20 protein-coding genes are annotated in these 22,487 nt (G+C 40.5%); 17 read left to right on the top strand and 3 right to left on the bottom strand.

Features of this window, described 5'->3' with window-relative positions:
* Positions 1 to 111 precede the first annotated feature (111 nt).
* From glpK to H9631_RS22385, 17 genes are all read left to right on the top strand, one after another.
* Positions 112 to 1,608, top strand: coding sequence for a glycerol kinase GlpK (gene glpK / locus H9631_RS14070; RefSeq protein ID WP_191813837.1), 1,497 nt, complete (start codon positions 112 to 114; stop codon positions 1,606 to 1,608).
* Positions 1,609 to 1,636: 28 nt separating this feature from the next.
* Positions 1,637 to 3,280, top strand: coding sequence for a glycerol-3-phosphate dehydrogenase/oxidase (locus tag H9631_RS14075; RefSeq protein ID WP_191813839.1), 1,644 nt, complete (start codon positions 1,637 to 1,639; stop codon positions 3,278 to 3,280).
* Positions 3,281 to 3,332: 52 nt separating this feature from the next.
* Complete coding sequence (gene miaA / locus H9631_RS14080) at positions 3,333 to 4,304, top strand: tRNA (adenosine(37)-N6)-dimethylallyltransferase MiaA (RefSeq protein WP_191813841.1); 972 nt, start codon at positions 3,333 to 3,335, stop codon at positions 4,302 to 4,304.
* A 29-nt stretch (positions 4,305 to 4,333) separates the two neighbouring features.
* The gene (gene hfq, locus H9631_RS14085) at positions 4,334 to 4,564 is read left to right on the top strand and encodes an RNA chaperone Hfq (protein WP_160707646.1); all 231 of its coding nucleotides are present in this window, start codon (positions 4,334 to 4,336) and stop codon (positions 4,562 to 4,564) included.
* Between the two features lie 449 nt (positions 4,565 to 5,013).
* On the top strand, positions 5,014 to 5,163 hold the full coding sequence (locus tag H9631_RS14090; RefSeq protein ID WP_191813843.1) for a hypothetical protein: 150 nt from the start codon (positions 5,014 to 5,016) through the stop codon (positions 5,161 to 5,163).
* Position 5,164: 1 nt separating this feature from the next.
* Positions 5,165 to 6,772 carry a sodium:solute symporter family protein gene (locus tag H9631_RS14095; protein WP_191813845.1) on the top strand — a complete coding sequence of 536 codons (1,608 nt, stop codon included), beginning with the start codon at positions 5,165 to 5,167 and terminating at the stop codon, positions 6,770 to 6,772.
* A gap of 13 nt (positions 6,773 to 6,785) precedes the next feature.
* Positions 6,786 to 7,790 carry an electron transfer flavoprotein subunit alpha/FixB family protein gene (locus tag H9631_RS14100; protein WP_191813847.1) on the top strand — a complete coding sequence of 335 codons (1,005 nt, stop codon included), beginning with the start codon at positions 6,786 to 6,788 and terminating at the stop codon, positions 7,788 to 7,790.
* The gene (locus H9631_RS14105) at positions 7,756 to 8,565 is read left to right on the top strand and encodes a hypothetical protein (protein ID WP_191813849.1); all 810 of its coding nucleotides are present in this window, start codon (positions 7,756 to 7,758) and stop codon (positions 8,563 to 8,565) included. Before H9631_RS14100 ends, H9631_RS14105 begins: the two co-directional genes overlap by 35 nt.
* 6 nt (positions 8,566 to 8,571) lie before the next feature.
* The gene (locus tag H9631_RS14110) at positions 8,572 to 9,816 is read left to right on the top strand and encodes a (Fe-S)-binding protein (protein ID WP_191813851.1); all 1,245 of its coding nucleotides are present in this window, start codon (positions 8,572 to 8,574) and stop codon (positions 9,814 to 9,816) included.
* A gap of 4 nt (positions 9,817 to 9,820) precedes the next feature.
* On the top strand, positions 9,821 to 10,558 hold the full coding sequence (locus tag H9631_RS14115) for a (Fe-S)-binding protein (protein WP_191813853.1): 738 nt from the start codon (positions 9,821 to 9,823) through the stop codon (positions 10,556 to 10,558).
* 6 nt (positions 10,559 to 10,564) lie between these two features.
* The gene (locus tag H9631_RS14120; protein WP_191813854.1) at positions 10,565 to 12,514 is read left to right on the top strand and encodes an oxidoreductase; all 1,950 of its coding nucleotides are present in this window, start codon (positions 10,565 to 10,567) and stop codon (positions 12,512 to 12,514) included.
* A 13-nt stretch (positions 12,515 to 12,527) separates the two neighbouring features.
* A complete protein-coding gene (locus H9631_RS14125) occupies positions 12,528 to 14,309 on the top strand; it encodes a sigma-54 interaction domain-containing protein (RefSeq protein WP_191813856.1) in 1,782 nt (593 codons plus the stop codon).
* Positions 14,310 to 14,434: 125 nt separating this feature from the next.
* Entirely contained in the window at positions 14,435 to 15,379 is a 945-nt protein-coding gene (spoVK, locus tag H9631_RS14130; protein ID WP_191813858.1) for a stage V sporulation protein K, read from the top strand.
* A gap of 90 nt (positions 15,380 to 15,469) precedes the next feature.
* Positions 15,470 to 16,720, top strand: a complete 1,251-nt coding sequence (hflX, locus tag H9631_RS14135; RefSeq protein ID WP_191813860.1) for a GTPase HflX — start codon at positions 15,470 to 15,472, stop codon at positions 16,718 to 16,720.
* An 18-nt stretch (positions 16,721 to 16,738) separates the two neighbouring features.
* Positions 16,739 to 18,010 (top strand): methionine gamma-lyase family protein, encoded by a 1,272-nt coding sequence (locus H9631_RS14140; protein ID WP_191813862.1) that lies wholly within the window; start codon positions 16,739 to 16,741, stop codon positions 18,008 to 18,010.
* 160 nt (positions 18,011 to 18,170) lie between these two features.
* Positions 18,171 to 19,505, top strand: a complete 1,335-nt coding sequence (gene glnA / locus H9631_RS14145) for a type I glutamate--ammonia ligase (RefSeq protein ID WP_191813864.1) — start codon at positions 18,171 to 18,173, stop codon at positions 19,503 to 19,505.
* A gap of 244 nt (positions 19,506 to 19,749) precedes the next feature.
* Positions 19,750 to 19,926, top strand: a complete 177-nt coding sequence (locus tag H9631_RS22385) for a hypothetical protein (protein ID WP_225221046.1) — start codon at positions 19,750 to 19,752, stop codon at positions 19,924 to 19,926.
* A 613-nt stretch (positions 19,927 to 20,539) separates the two neighbouring features.
* Here H9631_RS22385 and H9631_RS14150 read toward each other — a convergent pair.
* From H9631_RS14150 to H9631_RS14160, 3 genes are all read right to left on the bottom strand, one after another.
* Positions 20,540 to 20,737 (bottom strand): hypothetical protein, encoded by a 198-nt coding sequence (locus H9631_RS14150; protein WP_191813866.1) that lies wholly within the window; start codon positions 20,735 to 20,737, stop codon positions 20,540 to 20,542.
* Between the two features lie 393 nt (positions 20,738 to 21,130).
* Positions 21,131 to 21,580 carry a YehR family lipoprotein gene (locus tag H9631_RS14155; RefSeq protein ID WP_191813867.1) on the bottom strand — a complete coding sequence of 150 codons (450 nt, stop codon included), beginning with the start codon at positions 21,578 to 21,580 and terminating at the stop codon, positions 21,131 to 21,133.
* Between the two features lie 602 nt (positions 21,581 to 22,182).
* Positions 22,183 to 22,473: a hypothetical protein gene (locus H9631_RS14160; protein WP_191813869.1), complete on the bottom strand. Its 291-nt coding sequence runs from the start codon at positions 22,471 to 22,473 to the stop codon at positions 22,183 to 22,185.
* Between the last annotated feature and the right edge of the window lie 14 nt (positions 22,474 to 22,487).

Consider the following 22,487-nt stretch of genomic DNA (forward strand, 5'->3'; position numbering starts at 1 on the left):
GCAACATAATTGATAGGCTCAAGATTCAGTCTAGCCAACGATTAGTACTTATTTTGTTGGTGCGAAAGTTGAGTTATAATAAATAAACTATTAGAAAGGGGGAAGTGCCCGATGGAGAAATACATAATGGCTATAGATCAGGGGACAACAAGTACAAGGGCAATTCTTTTTAATAAAAATAGTGAAGTGGTCAATATTTCGCAAAGAGAATTTACGCAATATTTTCCACATCCAGGCTGGGTAGAGCATGATGCAAATGAAATTTGGGGTTCGGTGCTGGCTGTTATTGCTTCCTGCCTGACGGAAGCGAGAGTCAAACCTTCACAGGTTGCAGGAATAGGGATTACAAATCAGAGAGAAACAACCGTTGTATGGGACAAGGATACTGGACAGCCAATTTATCATGCAATCGTATGGCAATCAAGACAAACTGAATCCATATGTATTGAACTGCGTGATCAACAGCTCGGAGATAAGTTCAGAGATAAGACTGGATTGTTAATTGATCCATATTTTTCGGGAACAAAAGTGAAATGGATCCTCGATCATGTTGATGGGGCAAGAGAAAAAGCACAAGATGGGCAACTGCTTTTTGGAACAATGGATACCTGGATCATTTGGATGCTATCAGGCGGCAAGGCACATGTAACAGATTATTCAAATGCATCTAGAACTTTGATGTTCAACATCCATACATTAGAGTGGGATAAGGAATTATTGGATATACTGGGAGTTCCTGCTTCAATGCTTCCGGAAGTCCGGTCTTCCTCTGAAATTTATAGTCGGACCGTGCCGCAGCATTTTTTCCAGCAAGAAGTCCCGATTGCTGGGGCCGCTGGTGATCAGCAGGCTGCGCTGTTTGGCCAGGCCTGTTTCGAAACGGGAATGGCAAAAAATACTTATGGAACAGGCTGCTTTATGTTGATGAATACGGGTGACAAACCTGTTAAGTCTAACAACGGTCTGTTGTCGACTATAGCGTGGGGGTTGGAAGGAAATGTGGAGTATGCGCTTGAAGGCAGCATATTTGTCGCAGGGTCTGCCATTCAATGGCTGAGGGACGGTTTAAGGATGATTGATGATTCTCCCTCAAGTGAAATGTATGCTACGAAAGTGGACTCAACGGAGGGTGTGTATGTTGTCCCAGCCTTTGTTGGTTTAGGAACACCGTATTGGGATAGTGAGGTGCGCGGTGCGATTTTTGGATTGACCCGGGGGACTTCCAAAGAACATTTTATCCGAGCGACTCTTGAGTCATTAGCTTATCAGACAAAAGATGTATTGATGGCAATGGAGGCGGACTCTGGAATCGCCCTGAAAAAGCTCCGTGTTGACGGCGGTGCGGTGAAAAATAATTTCCTCATGCAATTTCAAAGCGATCTGCTGAGAGTAGCTGTTGAAAGACCACAAATCAATGAAACAACGGCACTAGGTGCTGCCTATTTGGCGGGACTTGCCGTTGGCTATTGGAAAGATAAAGAAGAAATCGGAATAAGATGGTCTTTGGACGAGGAGTTCCTGCCAAATATGTCTGATGAGAAAGCAGTAAAATTATATAAAGGCTGGAAAACAGCTGTCAAAGCTGCTACAGCTTTTAAACTATCCTAATCTGCTTAAAAAAGTGGGTGAATAACAAATGATTTTTTCTTCTTTAGCCAGACAACCAATTCTGAATGAAATGGCATCCCATGAATATGATCTACTGATTATTGGTGGAGGCATCACGGGGGCTGGAATTGCGCTAGATGCTGCTTCCCGTGGCATACAAACAGCGCTTGTGGAAATAAGTGATTTTGCATCAGGTACATCCAGTCGTTCAACAAAATTAATTCACGGAGGCCTGCGTTATTTAAAACAGGGTGAAATCAAAGAAGTGGCAGAACTGGGAAGAGAAAGAGCTATCGTATATAAAAATGCACCGCATGTAACAACACCGATATGGATGCTCCTTCCTTTTCATAAAACCGGAACGTTCAATAAATGGTCAACAGCCATGGGGCTAACACTCTATGATGCTTTAGCCCGCGTAAAAAAAGAAGAAAAAAAGAAAATGTTATCGCCCGCAGAAGCTATAGAAAAGGAACCGCTATTAAACAAAGATCTGCTGGGAGCGGGAGAATATGTCGAATATCGCACAGATGACGCACGCCTTACGATAGAAGTATTGAAAACAGCTGCTCAAAACGGAGCGGATATCATAAATTATGTAGAAGCGAAATCGTTTATTTATTGTTCGGAGCAAAAAATAATCGGTGCGCATGTAAAAGATATGTTGACCCAAAAAACATACAATATCAAAGCGAAAGTGGTTGTCAATGCTGCTGGCCCATGGGTGGATGCTGTAAGGTCAGCGGATACTGGCAGTAAAGACACAAAGAAACATTTGAAACTTTCTAAAGGTGTTCACATCGTATTTGATCAGTCCAAATTTCCTTTGCAGCATGCTGTTTATTTTGATGCACCAGATGGCAGACTAATTTTTGCAATCCCAAGAGAGGAAAAAACTTATGTAGGGACGACTGACACGTTTTATAATGAAGACTTGACGTTGGTTAGAGCGGATCAGGATGATCGTGAATACTTGCTTGCCTGCATTACTGGCTATTTTCCAGATGTTCAATTAACGATGGCGGATATTGAATCAAGCTGGGCAGGGGTGCGTCCGCTAATTTATGAAAAGGGGAAGGAGTCAACAAAGCTTTCCAGAAAGGATGAAATTTGGGAATCTAAATCCGGCCTCATCACAATTGCTGGTGGCAAACTGACCGGCTACAGAAAAATGGCTGAAAGAGCAGTTTCACTTGTTGTAAAAAGGCTGCTTATGCTGGGAAAAGGACCTTTTGGTGCTTCCACAACGAAGAAATGCGTTTTGTCAGGTGGGGCAGTGGGAAATGCGGATCAATTTACACAATTAATTAATCGTTATAAAAAGAATGCGTCCACCTTTAGTTTAACAGAACAGGAAATCAGCTACCTTGTTTCAAAATATGGTTCGAATGTTGACATATTATTAAATTGGGCGCTGGAGACGCGCCAATCAGTAGACCGACTCCTATACGCAGAGCTCATGTATGGGATTCATGACGAAATGACTGTTACTCCTTCTGATTTTTTCATCAGAAGGACAGGGGATCTATATTTTAATATCCAAAGGGTCAAGAGGTGTAAAAAAGAAGCGGTTCAATTAATGTCTGATATATTTAAATGGTCAATAGAACAAAAGAAGGTATATGAAGATGAGCTTGATTTCCAAGTAAGAAAAGCAATCGATTATAAGTAGCAGATATTTTTAATAAGACTAAGATTCTGTTAGAATAGATATAAGGATTCAAATGAAAGCAGTGAGACAATTGAATAGCAAAAAAAAGCTAATTGTTCTCGTAGGCCCTACGGCAGTTGGTAAAACTAAAACAAGTATTGCGATAGCAAAGGCATTCAATGGTGAAATCATCAGCGGTGATTCCATGCAAGTATATAAAGGCATGGACATCGGAACCGCGAAAATCCGCTCTGAAGAAATGGAAGGTATTCCCCATCATCTATTGGATATACGGGAGCCTGACGAATCATTTTCAGTCGCTGAGTTTCAATCCGTTGTCAGGCAGAAAATCAATGAGATAACTGCTAGAGGCTCCATCCCGCTCATTGTGGGTGGAACTGGCCTTTATGTACAATCGGTCCTTTATGATTACCGCTTTTCAGAAGTGGAAGGCGACCCATTATATAGGTCCGAATTGGAGAAAAGGGCTTCTGCCGGTGAAGGTCCGCAGCTATTCAGGGAATTGCAGGCTGTTGATCCTGATAGCGCCAAGGACATTCATCCGAATAATGTGAAAAGGGTTATCCGAGCTTTAGAAATCTTTCATTTGACGGGGAGAAGAAAGAGCGATCAGCCAAAAGCCCAAAATCATGAACTACTATATGATGCTTCATTAATCGGGTTAAGCATGGACCGTGAAGTATTGTATAAACGAATCAATAAACGGGTAGATATGATGATGGAAGCGGGTCTTTTAGAAGAAGTAAGGTATTTCTACGACCAAGGTCTGCGTGATGCTCAATCTGTTCAAGCAATTGGATATAAGGAATTATACGAATACTTTGCAGGTAACCTGACATTAGAAGCTGCAGTCGATTTGTTAAAGAAAAATACCCGACGATATGCTAAGCGGCAATTTACCTGGTTTCGTAATAAAATGGATGTCTCTTGGTTTGACATGACGGATGAAAGGGAACACTTGAACAAAATAAAGCAAATTATTCATTTTATTGCAGGAAAGCTAGAATTAAAATCGAATACATAACTAATAGAGAAAAAGAGGAGGCCATCAGATTGAAACAACCTGTCAATATTCAAGATCAATTTTTAAATCAATTGCGCAAAGAAGGAATCCCTGTTACTGTTTTCCTCTTAAACGGTTTTCAACTTCGTGGGCAGGTGAAGGGGTTCGATAACTTCACCGTATTATTCGAAACAGAAGGCAAACAACAATTAGTTTTCAAACATGCGATTTCGACATTCTCACCTCAAAGGAACGTTCAAATAAACTACGAAGATCAGTAATATAAATAATCAAAGGAACAAAAGCGTACCATAATTCCATTTCGGTGCGCTTTTTAATTGGGAAAAGCTCATGATATTCAAAAAACTACCATAACCGAACACAAAGTGCATCGAGTGATGCACTTTGTGTTCGGTATTTTTCATTTCATTCAGCAGAAGCCTTCTACTTATGTAAGTGGTGAGAGGAAAGTATATTGGTATTTCATTCAGTGGTGGTTCAAACCCCAGCTGAATAAAGTTAAAGCCTTCAGAGGATGCCACAGATTTTATCGAGCGCTACTTGATAAAATCCGGGCGCAAATATGCTAACGCGCAATTTATTCGATGCAATATGTGTTCGATTTCGATTAATAAATTTACATAAACATTGTAAACGGTTCCATGTATACGTGGCACAGATTTTGCAATTGTATTGTAATGAAGCAAATCACTGATCAGGAGGGCTATGAATGGGAGAACTAATTTTTACCTTTTGTTATGGCGGCGCATTGATTGCAGCAGGTGTTCTCGTAAAAGCAATAACATCCAGGCAAGCTGCAGAGCAGGTAAAAAAGAAAGAAGTAATGAGCAAAAGCAGGAAGCAAGGGAGTGTAATTTAACATGGCATTTTCCATTGGTATTTTAGTCTCTTTTATTTTAATCATGGTCATTGGGATTGGTATTTCTAGAAAAGTATCGAGCGTTGAAGAGTATTATGTTAGCGGAAGGAATGCTGGAACGTTACTCATTACAGGGTCACTTGTTGCTTCCTTTTTAAGTACGGTTGCTTTCATGGGAGAGGTTGGATTTTCTTATGACGGTTATCCAATTTTATTATTGATTTTAACTATTTTTAACGCGAGTGGGTATGTTTTTGGCGTACTGTTCTTCGGTAAATATTTACGTCGGAGCAAAGCACTTACGCTGCCCGAATATTTCGGAAAAAGATATAATTCTTCAAAAGTGAGAACATTAACAGCTGCAACGACCATTATCGGTGTTTCTGCTTATTTGATTGCTGTTACTCAAGGAGGAGCAGTATTATTGGCGGAAATCCTCGGAGTGAAATATGGGGTTGCACTCATATTAATGTGGATTGTGTACACCTCTTTTACCACTTTGTCAGGAGCGAAAGGAGTTTTAGTAACTGATACGTTTATGTTCCTGCTCTTTTCAATTGCAACATTCATTTCAATTCCGCTTATCATAAAAGCGGTTGGCGGCTGGCCGGGGGCGATAATGGATGGCGCGTCATTGGCTGCAAGACCCGATTTGTTAAGCTGGCATGGTATCACGGGGGAAGGAGCCTATATGGGAACGCCTGGAGAAGCACTGGCTTGGGCAATTATTATGGGAGTTGTTTGGGGATTTGTGATAGCTGTTTCTCCATGGCAGACAAGCCGCTATCTGATGGCTAAAAATGAGCATGTCGCAATCCGATCAGGCGTAATCGCGATGATTTCATTAATTACACTTTATTTGTTCTTGCAAATCGGAACGTCACTAGTTTCTGTTGTCAATCCAGATATTGTTCCATCGGAAAAAGTGTTTATTTGGGCGGCACAAAATTTGCTTCCAACGGGTGTTGGAGTTGTAGCTGTAAGTGGAATACTGGCTGCAGCCATTTCTTCCTGTTCGACTTTCCTTCAATTAATTGGAAATAGTGTAACGCGCGACCTTCTTCCAAAAGCTCAGGAGGGACAATTACCCAATAAACAGGCATTAAAGTTGAGCCGTATATCGATGTTTGGTGTAAGCGCCATCATCTTGCTGATTACATTCTGGCAGCCGCCATCCGTCATGTGGATCGGCTATTTTGCAGCAACACTATTTGCTGCCTCATGGGGTCCAGCTGCCTTTTTCAGCATTTATTCAAAAAAGGTAACAAAAACAGCGGCGTTTTGGAGTATTATTTTTGGATTTCTAGGTGTTGTTGGTGGTGAGGTGCTCAAACTGTTAGGAGTCACTCTTCCAATTTATCTGCATCCGGCTATTATCGGATTTTCGCTGAGTACGCTCACAATTATTGTTGTCTCCCAATTTACTACTGTAACCACAGAGGAACGAGATTTTCAGACTCATTTAAGAAAAATCCCTGTCGAAGAACTGGACAGCAAAGATCAAAAGCTGACGGGGAGATATCCTTATCTACTTATGGCGAGTGGTATCTTGATCATACTGATTACGTTCATTTTTTATTATCTCCCAATTTCAAAAATTGCACTTTAAGGAGGGTTTAACATTGACGGTATGTTACATACCCCTTTTGAATGGACAACAAATTAAGCCATCAGCTTTAGGCCTTTTAGAACAAGCTAAAAAGCTAAATGACAGAGTGATTGCTTTCATCGTCCATTGCGGGATTAACGAAGGCAACCTCCAGTTGGATTGTGATGAAATTCATCTCATAGAATTGTCGGAAGAAATGTGGCCGATTGCATCAAATCATATTGCAGCGTTTGAAAAGTTTCAAAAAAACTGTATGAAGGGGGAAGCTGTTTTATTCAGCGCTTCCCCTCTAGCCAATGAGATAGCCGCTGGACTGGCACTCAAATTAGATCAGCCGATCGTTAATAAAGTGATGGAAGCTGTTCGTAAGGAGCAGCATCTGTCTATCAAAAAAGAAATCTATGGAGGAAAAGCTTGCTTATACGAAGAGATTGCACTAGGCAGCATCATTACATATGATCCAGCATTCCTGCCGAATAGAAAAAATGATGTGAACAAGGAAGTGCGGAAGTTCCATCAGATTATGAATATTACGGCGAACAAAGATATTAAATTTATCGAAAGTAAGAAATTGAGTTGGGAAGAGGTCAGTTTGACAGAGGCTACATGTGTGATCGGAGTAGGCAGAGGAGTATACCAAGGAAGCGGCAGTCAATTAAAACAGATTGAAGAACTGGCAAAAATATTAAATGCCCCTATTGGGGGAAGCAAGGTGGCTGATGAATTGAAGCTCATCCCGAGAGAAAGACGCATTGGGTCAAGCGGCGTCTCTTTAGATAAGGCAGATATCTACATTGCTATAGGAATATCGGGTTCATCACAGCATTTAGCAGGAATTAAAAATGTCAAACATGTTCTTGCTATCAATAATGATGCAGCGGCTCCCATTTTCAAACGCGCTGATCTTGGAATTGTGAGTGATTATGAAGCAGCAATTCCTCTCTTGATTGAGATTATAAAAGAGAAAAGTGGAGTGAAGAACAGTGAGAATACTAGTTATCTTGAGGCAAGTGTATGAACAGAAATCTATTCACTGGGATTATGAAAATAATGAATTGAGGGATAAGAAGGCCACAATTAACCAGGCAGATTTGAGTGCACTGCAATGGGCTAGTGAATTTTCAAAAGAACATGATGTTTCTCTGGATGTATCAATTTTGGCTGGGGAAAAGTGCAGTGAAACTTTGAAAGGCACATTGGAAAAATTTGCGTTGGAAACATGTACCCATTTTATGTCATGCAGAAACGAGCAAGAGGACGCACGCTACCTAGCAGCTTTTGTCGAAAAAGGCATGTATGACTTAGTTGTCTGCGGTGATGAAACCGAAGATGACCATAATTCCTCCTTGCTCCCAGTGTTGGGATATTCTCTTGGTATGGATGTTTTGACCTCCGTACACCAAATTGAAGCGCAAGGATCACAACAACTGCTAGCTCATCGAAAAGAGGAAAGAGGCGCGACGCAAATATTCAATATGAAACTTCCAGCTGCCTTGTCACTTACAACTCAAATCAGTAGGTTGAGATACAGTAGAAAACCAAAATATGAAATAAATATTGTTAAAGAGGAACAAGTTGAGCAAATAATCAGATCGAATAGAAGGCTTGGCGCACCTGAACCCATTATTACTCTCGGACATGTGCCTACGGATAAGAACCCTTTGGATCGTTTAATACATGTCATGGGATTTTCTAAAAGCAGTAGTGCCGGTTTATCGCAGCAAGCAAAGGCATTGTCAGAGGAGCATCTTCATTTCACAGCAGAGCGGCTGATGAAATGGCTAAAGGAGTAGGACGAAATGGAAATAAGAAGAGATACCTTTTGGAATATTTCATCAGACATACAAATTTGCTTTTATATCCTTGCAGGTGTCGCAAGTGTCATTTTTTTATATGGATTTTATCGCAGATACAGGCTTTGGAATCGAGGACGCAAAGAAAAGATTGAGTGGAAAAATATAAAAGAAAACTTTGGGTGTTTTTCACAGCTTGTCATTAGACAAACAAAATTAAAAAAAGACAGAGCAGCCGGAGCGATGCATAAAATGATCGCCTACGGTTTTACGGCTCTATTTATTGGAACCGTCCTTGTTTTTGTTGACGAAGACTTCAGAATTCCCATTTTGCAGGGTAAGTTCTATTTAGTCTATGAGTTGGTTTTGGATGTTTTCGGCCTTCTATTTATAGTGGGGCTCATTGCTTTCCTTTTCATTAGAGGAGGGAAATTCAGAAAGAGAATGCTGCAAAGCAAAATGGATTACCTGTTCCTCATTTTATTCCTTTTGATTGGAATCGGCGGCTATATAACAGAAGGAATCCGTTTGAGCGAAACGAATATCCCTTACGCACATTGGTCACCTGTTGGATATGGATTAAGCCTGCTATTTTCAGGGAGCCGATTGTTCAATGGAGATACGTATTTGTTCTGGTGGCTTACACATGGTTTGCTTGCATTTGTATTAATTGCGATGATTCCTTTTACAAAACTGCTGCATGTGTTCACAGCGCCGTTGAATATTTTGATTTCACCTGTAAAGCGTTCAGGTGATTTTGATGCAGTTGTGCTAATGAAGAATGATCAAAAGGACAGGATCGCTGTTGAACATATGTATGATTTTACAAATTTACAGCTTTTAAGCACAGATGCCTGTACAGAGTGCGGCAGGTGTGATCATGTATGTCCAGCCAAGTTAAGCGGGAAGGATTTAGCACCAAGAAATATCATTATGAAAATTCGCGATAACATGTCTGAAAATAGGGCGATTTCCTCGTTTATCTCATCAGAGGAATTAAAGCAATGTACAAATTGCAGTGCTTGTGTTGAAGCCTGTCCGGTATCCATTAACCACGTTGATTTGATACTTGCTATGCGCAGAGGAGCTTTGACGGAAAAATTGTTGAATCCACATGCAGAAGAGGCCCTCGTCCATTTGGAGCAGGATCAAAATATTTGGGGATCTCCATGGTCTGAAAGGGAAGATTGGATGAAAGGTCTTAATATCCCAGTTTTAAGAAATGAAGAAGATACATCGAGGGAGGCATAAGAACATGGAAGTTTTATTTTGGGTAGGATGTGCGGCTGCTTACGACGCACGGCTCAAAAGGATTGCTGCAGCATTTGCAGATATTATGAATAAAGCAGGGGTCAGCTTTGCTATTTTGGGAAACGAAGAACGGTGTACGGGAGATATTGCCAGAAGAATGGGTGATGAAGACCTGTATGAAAATCTTGCAAGAACCAATATTGAGACATTGAATAGACACAGAGTGATCTCCATCGTCACTACCTGCCCTCACTGTTTCAATATGTTCAAAAATGAATATCCGAAGCTCGGTGGAATCTTTGAAGTCGAGCATTATACGACATTTATTTATAAGCTTATTGAGACAGGTAGGTTAAAGGTTCCTAAAATCGAAAAGAAAGAAATCATTACTTATCATGATCCATGTTACCTTGGAAGACAAAATGGCATTTTTGAAGAACCGAGGAGCATTCTTGAAATTCTTGGATATGAAATTAAAGAAATGGAACATACGAAAGAAAAGTCCTTTTGTTGTGGAGCAGGAGGAGGAATGATGTTTCAAGATGTGAACAAGGGTGAAAAAATCAATAATATTAGAGCGAATGAAGCTGTAGCGACAGGGGCATCAACTACTGCAACAGGCTGCCCATTTTGCCTCGTCATGATGGAGGAAGCGATTGGAGCCATCAATCAAAAGGACGGGACAAATTATTTTACACGTGATATTGCGGAAATCGTCAATGAGTTAACAGAAGGGAGATAAAGTGAAATGTCGTCGTTCAAATATTTATTTACCCCCCAGAAAATAGGCGCCACCACGGTAAAAAACCGCATTTTCAGCACAGGGCATATGACAACATATGTAGAAAATGGACTGCCGACAAAACAATTGATTGCTTATCACCGGGAGCGTGCAAAAGGCGGTGCAGGGCTTGTAATCGTTGAGGCGAATGCGGTACACCCATCCGCAGCCTTCACTTCAAATACACTGAGTGCGTACACGGACGAAATTATCCCTCATTACAGAAAGATGGGAGAAGCCGTGCATGAATTCGACTGCAAGATGTTCGTCCAACTATTCCATCCGGGCAGAGAGGTGTTCCCTTCCGGAACATCCGTAGCTGTTGCACCTTCGATGGTTCCGACTGATCGGTTCGGGGTAATGCCAAAAGCTTTGGAGAAAGATGAAATCAAAGATATTGTGAATGGTTATGCAGAGACAGCACTTCGTGTTAAAAAGGGTGGACTCGATGGAGCGGAAATCGTTGCTTCCCATGGCTATTTAGCAAGTCAATTTTGGTCTCCGCGATTAAACCTGCGGGATGATGAGTATGGAGGATCGTTTGAGAATCGCCTTCGCTTCCTAACTGAAGTGATTGAGGCGATTCGAAAGAAAGTAGGAGCTGATTTTACTATTGGACTTCGTCTGAGTGTGGATGATTTCGAAAGAGAAGGATCGACTTTCGATGAAGTTGTAGATATTCTAAAATATATTGACAAAGATATCGGTGGGTTGGATTACTTTAATTTAATAGGCGGAAGCTCGGCCACTCTTGCAAGCTCTGTATTCATCGTTCCTCCTGCAACGATTCCTCCGGCTCATTTTGCCCCTTATGCGGCAAAAATACGCGAGGCTGTTTCTATACCCGTCATGGTAGGATCAAGAATCAATGATCCGGTGATAGGAGAAAAAATACTGGCAGGCGGTCAGGCGGATATGGTAGCAATGACACGAGCTATGATTTGTGACCCTCATATGCCGAATAAGGCTCTTCGTGAGGAATTTGATCGGATTCGCGTATGTATCGGCTGCAATCAGGCATGTATTGGCCATATGCATGATAACATCCCGATCAGTTGCCTGCAGAATCCGGTCACAGGGCGTGAGAACCAGTACTCTGTGTTAACTAAAGCAGATCAGAGGAAAAGAATAGCTGTTGTTGGCGGTGGGCCTGCTGGAATGAAGGCAGCTGCCATTGCCGCTGAGAGAGGGCATTATGTTACCTTATACGAAAAGAGTGGCGAACTTGGAGGACAAGTAAAGCTTGCCAGAAAAATTCCAACTAGAGAGGAGTTTGGAGAACTGGTACCCAATCTGAAACGAGAACTTGACTATTATCGAGTGAATGTGGTATTGAATAAAGAAGTGAATAGCGACTTTTTACAAAAGGAACAACCTGATGAGATTGTTTTAGCTGTAGGTGGAAAACCATTCTACCCAAATGCGGAAGGTCTGGAATCTTCGCATGTGCTCAACACATGGGAAGTTTTGGAAGGTACGGGCCCAATCGGTCGAAAAGTTGTTATTGCAGACTGGAAAGGTGATATGCCTGGGATTGGTACTGCTCTTTATCTTGCTGAAAAAGGGCACGAAGTTGAGCTGGTCACAAACTCAGTCCATGCGGGTTTTTCCTTGCAGCAGTATGTCAGAGACATGCTGCTTGGACGCTTGGCCATGACAGGTGTGACGGTAATCCCGCAATATAAATTGTTAAAAGCTGAACCGGGTAAGGCCATTTTTGAAAACATATATACGGCGCAAAAGCTTGAGAGGGAAGCTGATACTCTTGTTCTTGCATACGGACATATTCAGGAAGTGGAATTATACAACGAGTTGGTACAAAAATTTTCCAATGTGAAAAGAATTGGCGATTGCATGGTGCCCCGAACAGTGGAAGAAGCGATACTGGAAGGGTTTGAATATGCGGCAAGCCTGTAGAGGTGAGAACTTTATGATAGATCGTCCTGCTTCATTGATTCAGAAAAATATGCGGCTTGGGGAATTGAGAAAACTGGCTGAATCAGCCAGTTTTCCAGCTTTATTAATAAGCCATGATAAAAAAACGATAGAGGGTGTACTGTCCGAGTCAGTTTATTGGCGCTCACTTGCCCTATATGGAGAAGAGGCACCGTTGGATTTAAGTATCAGTAAAAATTTTAAAATAGTGAATGAATTAGCTGAAATCCAAAGTTCAGCTTTTTTTTCTGCCGAGTTTTTCATTGTCCCAGGCTCTTCGGGAGAGTTTTTAGTTTACGATAAAGACCAGTTAAAAAATGTCTGGTTGAAAGAACAGCTATATAGTACAGAAAGAATGAATGATCTATTAAAAGAAGAAATTTATATTTTGCAGAAAAAGGCGGTGGAGTTTGAACAGGTTATCAATACATCATATGATGAGATATTTGTAACAGATGGTGAGGGCAAAGTTCTTTTGGTTTCTGATGCCTGTCAAAGGATGACGGGTGTTCCTAAAGAAAGGTTTTTAGGAAAGAATATTTATGAACTTGCAAAAACGGGTTTAATTAATAATAGCGTCACCATTGATGTTTTAAAGAAAAAGAAAATGGTGTCCGCCAAACAGAGCTATCCGAATGGTGTTCAAGTGGTCGCGACTGGGATCCCCATTTTTGATCATGAGGGGAACATCTATCGTGTGATTACAAACTCAAGAGATATTACAGAGTTGGTGCAGCTCAAAAATGAACTGGCAGAAGCAAAGTCCATTTTAAACGAAAGGTCAGCAGAGGATGTTGAGAGAGGGAAAGGTCCTTTATTTACTCATAATGATGATATGCTGGCTTTGATTGATATGGCTAAGAAAGTCGCGGTGACAGAATCAACTATTCTTATTCAAGGTGAATCTGGAGTCGGAAAGGGCATACTTGCCAAAATGATTCATGACGAAAGCTTAAGAAAAGCTCGTTCTTTTGTATCAGTAAATTGCGGAGCTATCCCCTTGTCACTCATCGAATCGGAGCTGTTTGGGTATGAATCAGGAGCATTTACAGGAGCGAAAACAAAAGGAAAGGCAGGGCTTGTGGAACTAGCGGATGGAGGGACACTTTTTCTTGATGAAGTGGGTGAACTCCCCCTTGAAATACAAGTCAAGCTTCTGCATCTTGTCCAAGAAAAGACTTTCAGGCGTGTAGGCAGCAATCAATTAAGAAAAGTCGATATTCGTATTATATCAGCAACGAATAAAAATTTAAAATCCATGATGGAAAAAGGTCTGTTCAGGGAGGATCTATATTATCGGCTCCATGTTGTTCCATTATATCTATTGCCGCTTAGAAAGCGTGTTGAAGACATTCCCTTCCTTCTCCAATTATTCTTGGAAGAGTTCAATGAAAAATATGACCGGAATGTCATCATATCCGATGAATCGCTTGCTGCTCTTCGATCATATAGCTGGCCAGGAAATGTCAGGGAGCTTGAAAACATGGTGGAGCAGCTCGTCGTTACTGCCAGTACCGATATTGTTTTTTTGGATTGCCTGCCAGATCAAGTTAAAAGCGGGAACGGAAAGCCGCTTGTCGTCATGAAAGGAATCATTCCATTAAACGATGCAGTGGAAAGTGTTGAGAAACAATTATTAAACACCGCAATCGAAAAATATAAAACTTCCAGAAAAATAGCAGCAGCACTTAAAGTGAATCAGACGACTGTGATCAGAAAACTGAAAAAATATGGATTAAGTACTACAGGCGCACGGCCATTTAGTGATCTTAAATAGCCGAACATATTTCTCCGGTAATCAAGCACCCTTATCACGAATATAATGAAGTGAGCCAGAATGGGGTTAAGGAACACAATTACATAACTGGGCGTATACTGTGTCTGAATGAGAGGTGAGAAGCTGTGGATGAGCCAATCAAGATGAAGAATAACGGTCAGATCAGTATCATGCTCAATATGCAGAAACGCGATCAATCAAGGCGATTGGATGGAAAACCAACTGTCTCTAATGCTTTGTCAAGCCAGCATTCGATATTAAGGGAAATCGAAGAGGAAATGAATACACTTGTAGGAATGCAGGATGTGAAAAAAACCCTTAAAGAAGTTTATGCATGGATTTATATCAATAAAAAACGGGAAGCCGCTGGGCTCAAGACGAGCCCACAAGCACTGCATATGATGTTCAAGGGGAACCCAGGGACCGGAAAAACGACAGTTGCTCGTCTGATTGGAAAGCTTTTTCATAAAATGGGTGTCTTGCCGAAAGGGCATTTAATAGAAGCGGAAAGAGCCGATCTGGTTGGAGAGTATATCGGTCACACAGCTCAAAAAACCCGTGATTTGGTAAAAAAAGCGGCAGGTGGAATTTTATTCATAGATGAGGCATACTCCCTTGGGCGCGGAGGGGAAAAAGACTTCGGAAAAGAGGCGATCGACACTCTTGTAAAACATATGGAAGACAAACAACATACATTCATATTGATATTAGCGGGATATTCCAAGGAGATGGACTATTTTTTGAGTTTAAATCCTGGACTCCAGTCACGCTTTCCATTAGTGTTTGAATTTCCTGATTACACCGTGAATGAACTGATGGAAATAGCCGCCCGAATGTTAAACGAAAAGCAATATGAACTGAGTCGAGAAGCCGGGTCAAAATTGAGGGATCATTTAATATATGTGAAGGCGCAAAAAAAACCATCCTTTTCCAACGGAAGATACGTTCGGAACATGATTGAAAAGGCAGTGAGATCACAGGCGATGAGACTTTTGATGGAGTCTCATATTAACCGTAAAGATTTAATGATGCTACTCAGCAATGATTTTAAACTAACCAAAAATACTTAGCTTAAAACCGCCTTCAGGCGGCTTTTCTTTTTTGAAATCAAACAACATTTGCTATGATGGGAGAATAATGCAAAGAAAGCAGGGGATGTAGTGCCATCATCAGAGAAAGAAAAAGTGATCCTCGTCGGCTGTCAGTTGACTGACAACGATCAGAAATTCCAATATAGTATAGATGAGCTTTCTTCGTTAACATCTACCGCCCGCGGAGAGGTTATTGCTCAAATTCAACAAAAGCGAGAACGTTTGCACCCGGCAACGTATATTGGCAAAGGTAAATTGGAAGAACTGAATCAGCTTGAAAAAGAGCTAGAGCCTGATTTGATCATTTTTAATGACGAACTAAGTCCGACTCAATTACGAAATTTGCAAAGTGTGCTGTCAAGCAGGGTGATAGACCGTACACATTTGATTCTTGATATTTTTGCACAGCGTGCAAAATCAAAAGAAGGGATTCTTCAGGTCGAACTGGCCCAACTCCAGTATTTACTGCCCCGGTTAGTGGGACAGGGAACTACCCTTTCAAGGCTTGGAGGCGGCATTGGCACAAGAGGGCCAGGGGAAACACAATTGGAAACGGACCGTCGTCATATCAGGAGACGGATTGATGATATCAAAAATCAATTGCAGACGATTGTCAAACATCGAGAGAGGTATCGCGAGAGGCGAAAAAGGAACAATACATTCCAAATCGCGATTGTCGGTTATACGAATGCTGGAAAATCCACATTGTTCAATCGGCTATCAATGGCAGAATCATTTGAGGAAGATAAGTTGTTTGCAACCCTTGACCCTATGACCAGAAGGGTCGTGCTCCCGAACGGCTTTTCTGCTTTGATAACAGATACTGTTGGATTCATTCAGGACCTGCCTACAACACTGATTGCTGCTTTCCGTTCCACATTGGAAGAAGTGAATGAAGCAAATCTTCTGCTTCATGTTGTTGACAGCTCCAATCCAGATTATTTTAACCACGAAAGGACAGTAAATGAATTATTAGAGGAGCTGAATATGGAGCATCTCCCGCAGTTGATCGTGTATAATAAAGCGGATGAAGTGCGTTCTGATTTCGTTCCTAGCTCAGGAGAAACAATATTGATTAGTGCGTTTGATGAAGCGGACAGAAACCGATTAAAGAAAAAAATTGAGGATATGGCTGTTGCTGCCATGCAGTATTACCATGTAATGATCCCTTCTGATGAAGGGCGCTTGCTCTCGGTTTTAAAAAGAGAAACCATATTACGGGAGCTCGTTTTTCTGGAAGAGAAGGAGTCCTACAGATGTAAGGGCTATGTTCTTCCAAATCACCCAATCACAGGGTCTTTAAAATTATTTGAAATCTGAAGGGGTATTGAAAACAAAATGTATAATTATTTACAGCATGAAAAAACGTTAAGGCCTTTCATTGAACAAGCTGAAGAAAAAGTAGCGGACATCCACCGAAGGATTGATCGCATTATTGAAGAAAACCAGTACAAAGTGCTGCGAAGCTTTCAGGAGCATCAAGTCGGGGAATTCCATTTTACTCCGTCAACAGGCTATGGATACAATGATTTAGGCCGAGAAACTCTTGAAAAAATTTACGCTGATGTGTTTGGCGGGGAATCTGCCCTTGTACGGCAGCAAATTGTTTCAGGTACCCATGCGATCTCTATAGCTTTATTCGGTGTATTGCGTCCAGGCGATGAACTATTATATATTACGGGAAAACCATACGATACACTGGAAGAAGTGGTAGGGATACGCGGAAATGGGAGCGGGTCGCTAAAAGAGTTTGGAATTAATTATAATGCTGTACCACTTAAAGAGAACGGAAAGGTGGACTTTGAGGCTGTATCGCAAGCGATGAAGCCGAATACGAAAGTCATTGGCATTCAGCGTTCAAAAGGCTATGATGACCGCCCATCATTTACAATTAAGGAAATCGAGGAAATGATCCGGTTTGTAAAGGAAATTGATCCAAAGGTCATCGTTTTCGTTGACAACTGCTACGGGGAATTTGTAGAAACGCTAGAACCATGTAATGTTGGAGCTGATTTGATGGCTGGCTCTCTCATTAAGAACCCTGGTGGCGGCTTGGTAAAAAGCGGTGGCTATATTATTGGAAAAGAAGAGCTAGTCGAAGCTTGTTCATACAGGATGACATCTCCGGGGCTTGGAGTCGAATCAGGAGCTTCTTTATATACGCTTCTGGAAATGTACCAGGGGTTCTTTTTGGCGCCTCATGTGACGGGTCAAGCTGTAAAGGGGGCAGTTTTCACCTCGGCCTTGTTAGAGTTGATCGGGCTTCAAACGACGCCTAAATGGGATGATTTCCGAACTGATTTGATTCAAGCTGTTCAATTTTCGAATGCTGATATGATGATAGAGTTTTGCCAGGCCATTCAGGCTGCATCGCCAGTTGATTCACATGTTACTCCTTTTCCAAGCGAAATGCCGGGCTATAATGATCAAGTCATTATGGCGGCCGGAGCTTTTATCCAAGGGGCAAGCATTGAATTATCGGCTGACGGTCCCATCCGGCCTCCGTATTCAGCCTATGTTCAGGGAGGCCTGACATACGCCCATGTAAAGATTGCTATCGCCTCTGCGGTAGACCGTTTAATTGAAAAAGGTTTGATCAAGCTTAATTAAGTGTATATATATAAATGACAGCATTTTACTGCTGTCATTTTTTGAAAAAAAACTTGACAGATGAAAACGTGGGAATTATATTACTAAAGTAATATTTTTCTCCGCAGATCTTGTCATGACTGCAGAGTGATTCTGCTTCACACGGGAGGAATTTTGTTCGATGGGAATATTTACGAAAGAAAGTATTGCGCAGCTTGCTGAAGAGCAAAATGTAAAGTTTGTGAGACTCCAATTCACTGATATTATGGGCACGGTGAAAAATGTTGAAATCCCAATCAGTCAATTGGAAAAGGCTCTTGATAATAAGATGATGTTTGATGGATCATCTATAGAAGGGTTTGTGCGGATCGAAGAGTCTGATATGTACCTGGTGCCGGACCTTGATACGTGGGTCATTTTCCCATGGACTGCCGGAAAAGGCAAAGTGGCTAGAATGATTTGCGATGTCTATCATAAATCTGGAGAGCCATTCTTAGGCGACCCGAGAAGCAATTTGAAGAGAGTTTTAAAGGAAATGGAACAATACGGATTCACAGACTTCAATTTGGGGCCTGAGCCCGAGTTCTTTTTATTCAAGCTGGATGAAAAAGGCGATCCAACTCTTGAGTTGAATGATAACGGTGGTTATTTTGACTTGGCTCCTACGGACCTTGGAGAAAATTGCCGCCGCGATATTGTGCTTGAACTTGAAGAGATGGGATTCGAAATTGAGGCATCCCACCACGAGGAAGCCCCTGGCCAGCACGAAATTGACTTTAAATATGCAGACGCAGTTACTGCGTGTGATCATATCCAAACATTTAAGCTAGTTGTTAAAACAATTGCACGGAACCATGGTCTTCATGCCACATTTATGCCAAAACCATTATTTGGGGTTGCAGGCTCCGGAATGCATTTTAACATGTCCTTGTTCAAAAATGGGAAAAATGCTTTCTATGATACAAACGGAGAACTGGAACTAAGCGAAACAGCATACCAGTTCATGGCAGGGGTTATCAAACATGCTCCTGGCTTTACAGCCATCACTAACCCGACCATTAACTCCTATAAGCGTCTTGTACCGGGTTATGAAGCACCTTGCTATATCGCTTGGTCTGCACAGAACCGCAGTCCGCTGGTTAGGGTACCTTCATCAAGGGGACAAAGCACACGGATTGAACTCAGAAGCGTGGACCCAACAGCTAACCCATATTTGGCGATGGCAGTCCTATTGCAGGCAGGTTTAAGCGGGATCAAGGATCAATTGACACCTCCGCCTGCTGTTGATCGAAACATTTATAATATGAATAAACAAGAGCGTGAGGAAGAAGGAGTAGCAGATCTGCCACACAACCTTGAAGAAGCGCTCCATGAATTGAAAAATGATGAAATCATTAAGGGTGCTTTAGGTAAACACATCTTTGATAATTTCATTGAAACGAAAGAAATAGAATGGCAAATGTTCCGGACACAAGTACACCCTTGGGAACGAGAACAGTATATGACCCTTTATTAAGCTAGATGTTTGGGGTGAATGGTGAGAATATGAGTTAAAAAGTGCCTTCACCCCTAAAAAAACACCACTTTAAAATACTGCCCATGTATTCGGGCAGTATTTTTTTGTTCATTTTTTGACACATGAGCACAAAAACGCAAGCGCCCTGCATGCTATCATAGCCTTATATTTCTTGTGCGAATTTCATATTTACGTTAGCTTACAATGTAATACTGAAGGGAATGACTCCAAGGTTACGAATGACTTGATAAATGGGATGGTGACAGGAAACAAGAAAGCGGATGGCTTAATTGGCAAAGAAATTGATTCGGAAGGAACGGCAGGATTAGAAAAGGAGAGGGGCAATCGCAAGGGAGGAGAAGATTGTAGCAGTAATAGGCTAAACAGAAGAGATACGGCGCCAGCATATGATTCAAATTGAGGTAGATGTGTAATATCCAGATGCGAATGACACATCTACCATCAGGCTTGAAAACTTAGAAATTTACTTTATATTTAACGTTCAGTCTTTTAGAAAAATAAAAGCATATCATACCTAAAATCAGGGATATGAGAAAAGGGACAAGTGCAATGGAAGGCATTATAAGCGTCCATACAAACAGGTATAGGCTTACTGCAAATATAAACCAACTTACTATTAATAAAAAACTGGATAAAAATTCTTTCATAAATATCACCACTTTTTAATGATGCTTAAGTTATAACATATTTCGAAAATTATTTTTTGCTCCTCACATGTCAAGGCAGGGTACACGTTGACAGCTATTGCTAAAAAATACAAAGCGACTGTTAAAGGGTGTGTCAAGATGAAGGCATTAAAAATCCAAACTGGATTTATCTTGGTCAAAATATTAAGTTACCTGGTACAACTGCCTCTCCTCGTAGGGAAGTTACGCCAAAAGCCATGAAACAGCATAACGGTGGTTAAGCTGTTTTACCGCTTGCAATTAAGTTCGGAAGCACCTTAAAGACTTTATTAGGATTTTCTTAATTTGACGCACTCGTTTGTTTGAACATGACACTTAACAGACTTATCAACTTTTTTCACTTTTCCACTTAAAAAATAACAATACTACTAAAACAGCAATACAGCCCCACCAAATACTTAATAAAGATTCATTTAATGAACCTGGGTGTTCTCCCTCCAATTTATAAGAGGAAAATAAACCACGAGTTATAAGAATAAATCCGAAAAGTACCGCACTAAACAACCAGTACCACCAACGCTTCATTGCTACGCCTCCAATAAAATCTTTATTTTAGGATTTTTTTCTCAACCTGATTCGTTAACTCAAATAAGGTTTTTTCGATAGTCTTAAACAACCAGATGTGCCTGTCACTTTAAATACAAATGAAGTCCATAGAAATATTTTAATACTATGCCGATCAATGCTTTCGTTGCTTACAACTATCGACAAATAACCATAAGCCCGACGTTCTGTCGAGCTTATGGTTATTAGATATATTTATTATTGGTAATTTATTGTAGATGATCAAAAATCTACAAGCTCGTATATGATGGCTAATCCGCAATATGTAGAGAAAATGTAATAAAAAATAGCTCTAATGTGAGGGCTTTTTCTAATCACTGTATATCAACAATATTAGTAATCAAAATGCGAATATTACTCTTTTAATTCAAAACCATCTTCCAGAAGCATTTTTTCAGATTCTTTCATACTCACACCATTATTTGTATTTCCAGAGAAGTCCATACCGGGAACATTTTTAGCTTTATCGAAATCCAATTTTCCAAAATCTACAGATAATGTTTCGACTGCTTCATTCTCTTTATATTCAATTTTCTGCTCGACGCCTTCTAATCCTTGATATTTTGTCGAAATTGGATCTAATACTGCTTGTGCTTCTTCTTTTGTAGCAACTCCTAATGCAGAATACGGTATTGTATTGTTGGACGTTTGTTTTGAAACGTTATCCCCTTTGTAAGTGTAAACTAATTCCATATCAATTCCGTTCTGATTAGAAATAAAGGTTTTTGTTTCTTCTTTACTCCCACACCCACTGAAAACTAGAAGAGTTAAGAGTAATATGATACTACCAAATATTTTTTTCATGTTTTTGCTCCTTATAGAATTTTTGCAACTTGGGTATTTTACCATTATTTTTCAAAATTAACCAGCCTCTAGAGTGAAGGCTTTTTAGAAATAAAACAAGCCCGATCCGCAGATCGAGATTTATCTTTTTTCACTATTTGCTTCTACCCACGTAATGTTTTTATATTAATTGCCGCAGATATGGATATATGCTCTATTCGTCCATAAAACCAAAAAGCAAAAGTATAATCTTCCCAAGATACACAAATACTTCTTAATTGCTAGTTGCCGCAGTAGTTTTCCTTTCCGACTTTCTGGTCAACGAGTCGAAGATGCCTGCTGAACCTGTAAGCAGTTTGTACCACTGTTGCCGGTGACCGCTAGAAATCATGTTATCTGTGAAGTGGCTGAGGGTTTGAATTATCAAAAAGAACGTTGGTCATTCCTGAAAAAACCTTTATAGAGATTCTTTATGGAAATTTGCTACGTTTGGTTTTGCCTCTGTAAATTGTAATAATTCATTATAAACCTTAAATGGATTTTCCTGTAGTGTTCTATCCATTTATCTAAATCAGCCTTTATAACAACTGAAAAAAGACAATCTGTATTTTCTTTAAATTCAACTAACTTACACTAATATGTTCAATTACATCAGCATCATGTTCATTCAAATCCTCAGTAACGATTGCTTTAACTTTTATGAGGTTATCATTCGCTTCAAAATTATTTGATTGATTTTGATAGACATCGATTAAAAAAGGGTAATCTTCAATCCGGGTTTTTCTATTGCAATCTTCTATTACAATAAATCCTATTGTATAATTCCAGCCATCTTTTTTGCTATGCATAAGACGAAATATTTCAAAGTTTTTCATCCTTAATTCGCCGATCAGATATACTTCTGGCATTTTCAAAATATCACCTCATT

Source organism: Bacillus norwichensis, from assembly GCF_014836955.1.
In the GTDB taxonomy this organism is placed as follows: Bacteria; Bacillota; Bacilli; order Bacillales; family Bacillaceae_C; genus Siminovitchia; species Siminovitchia norwichensis.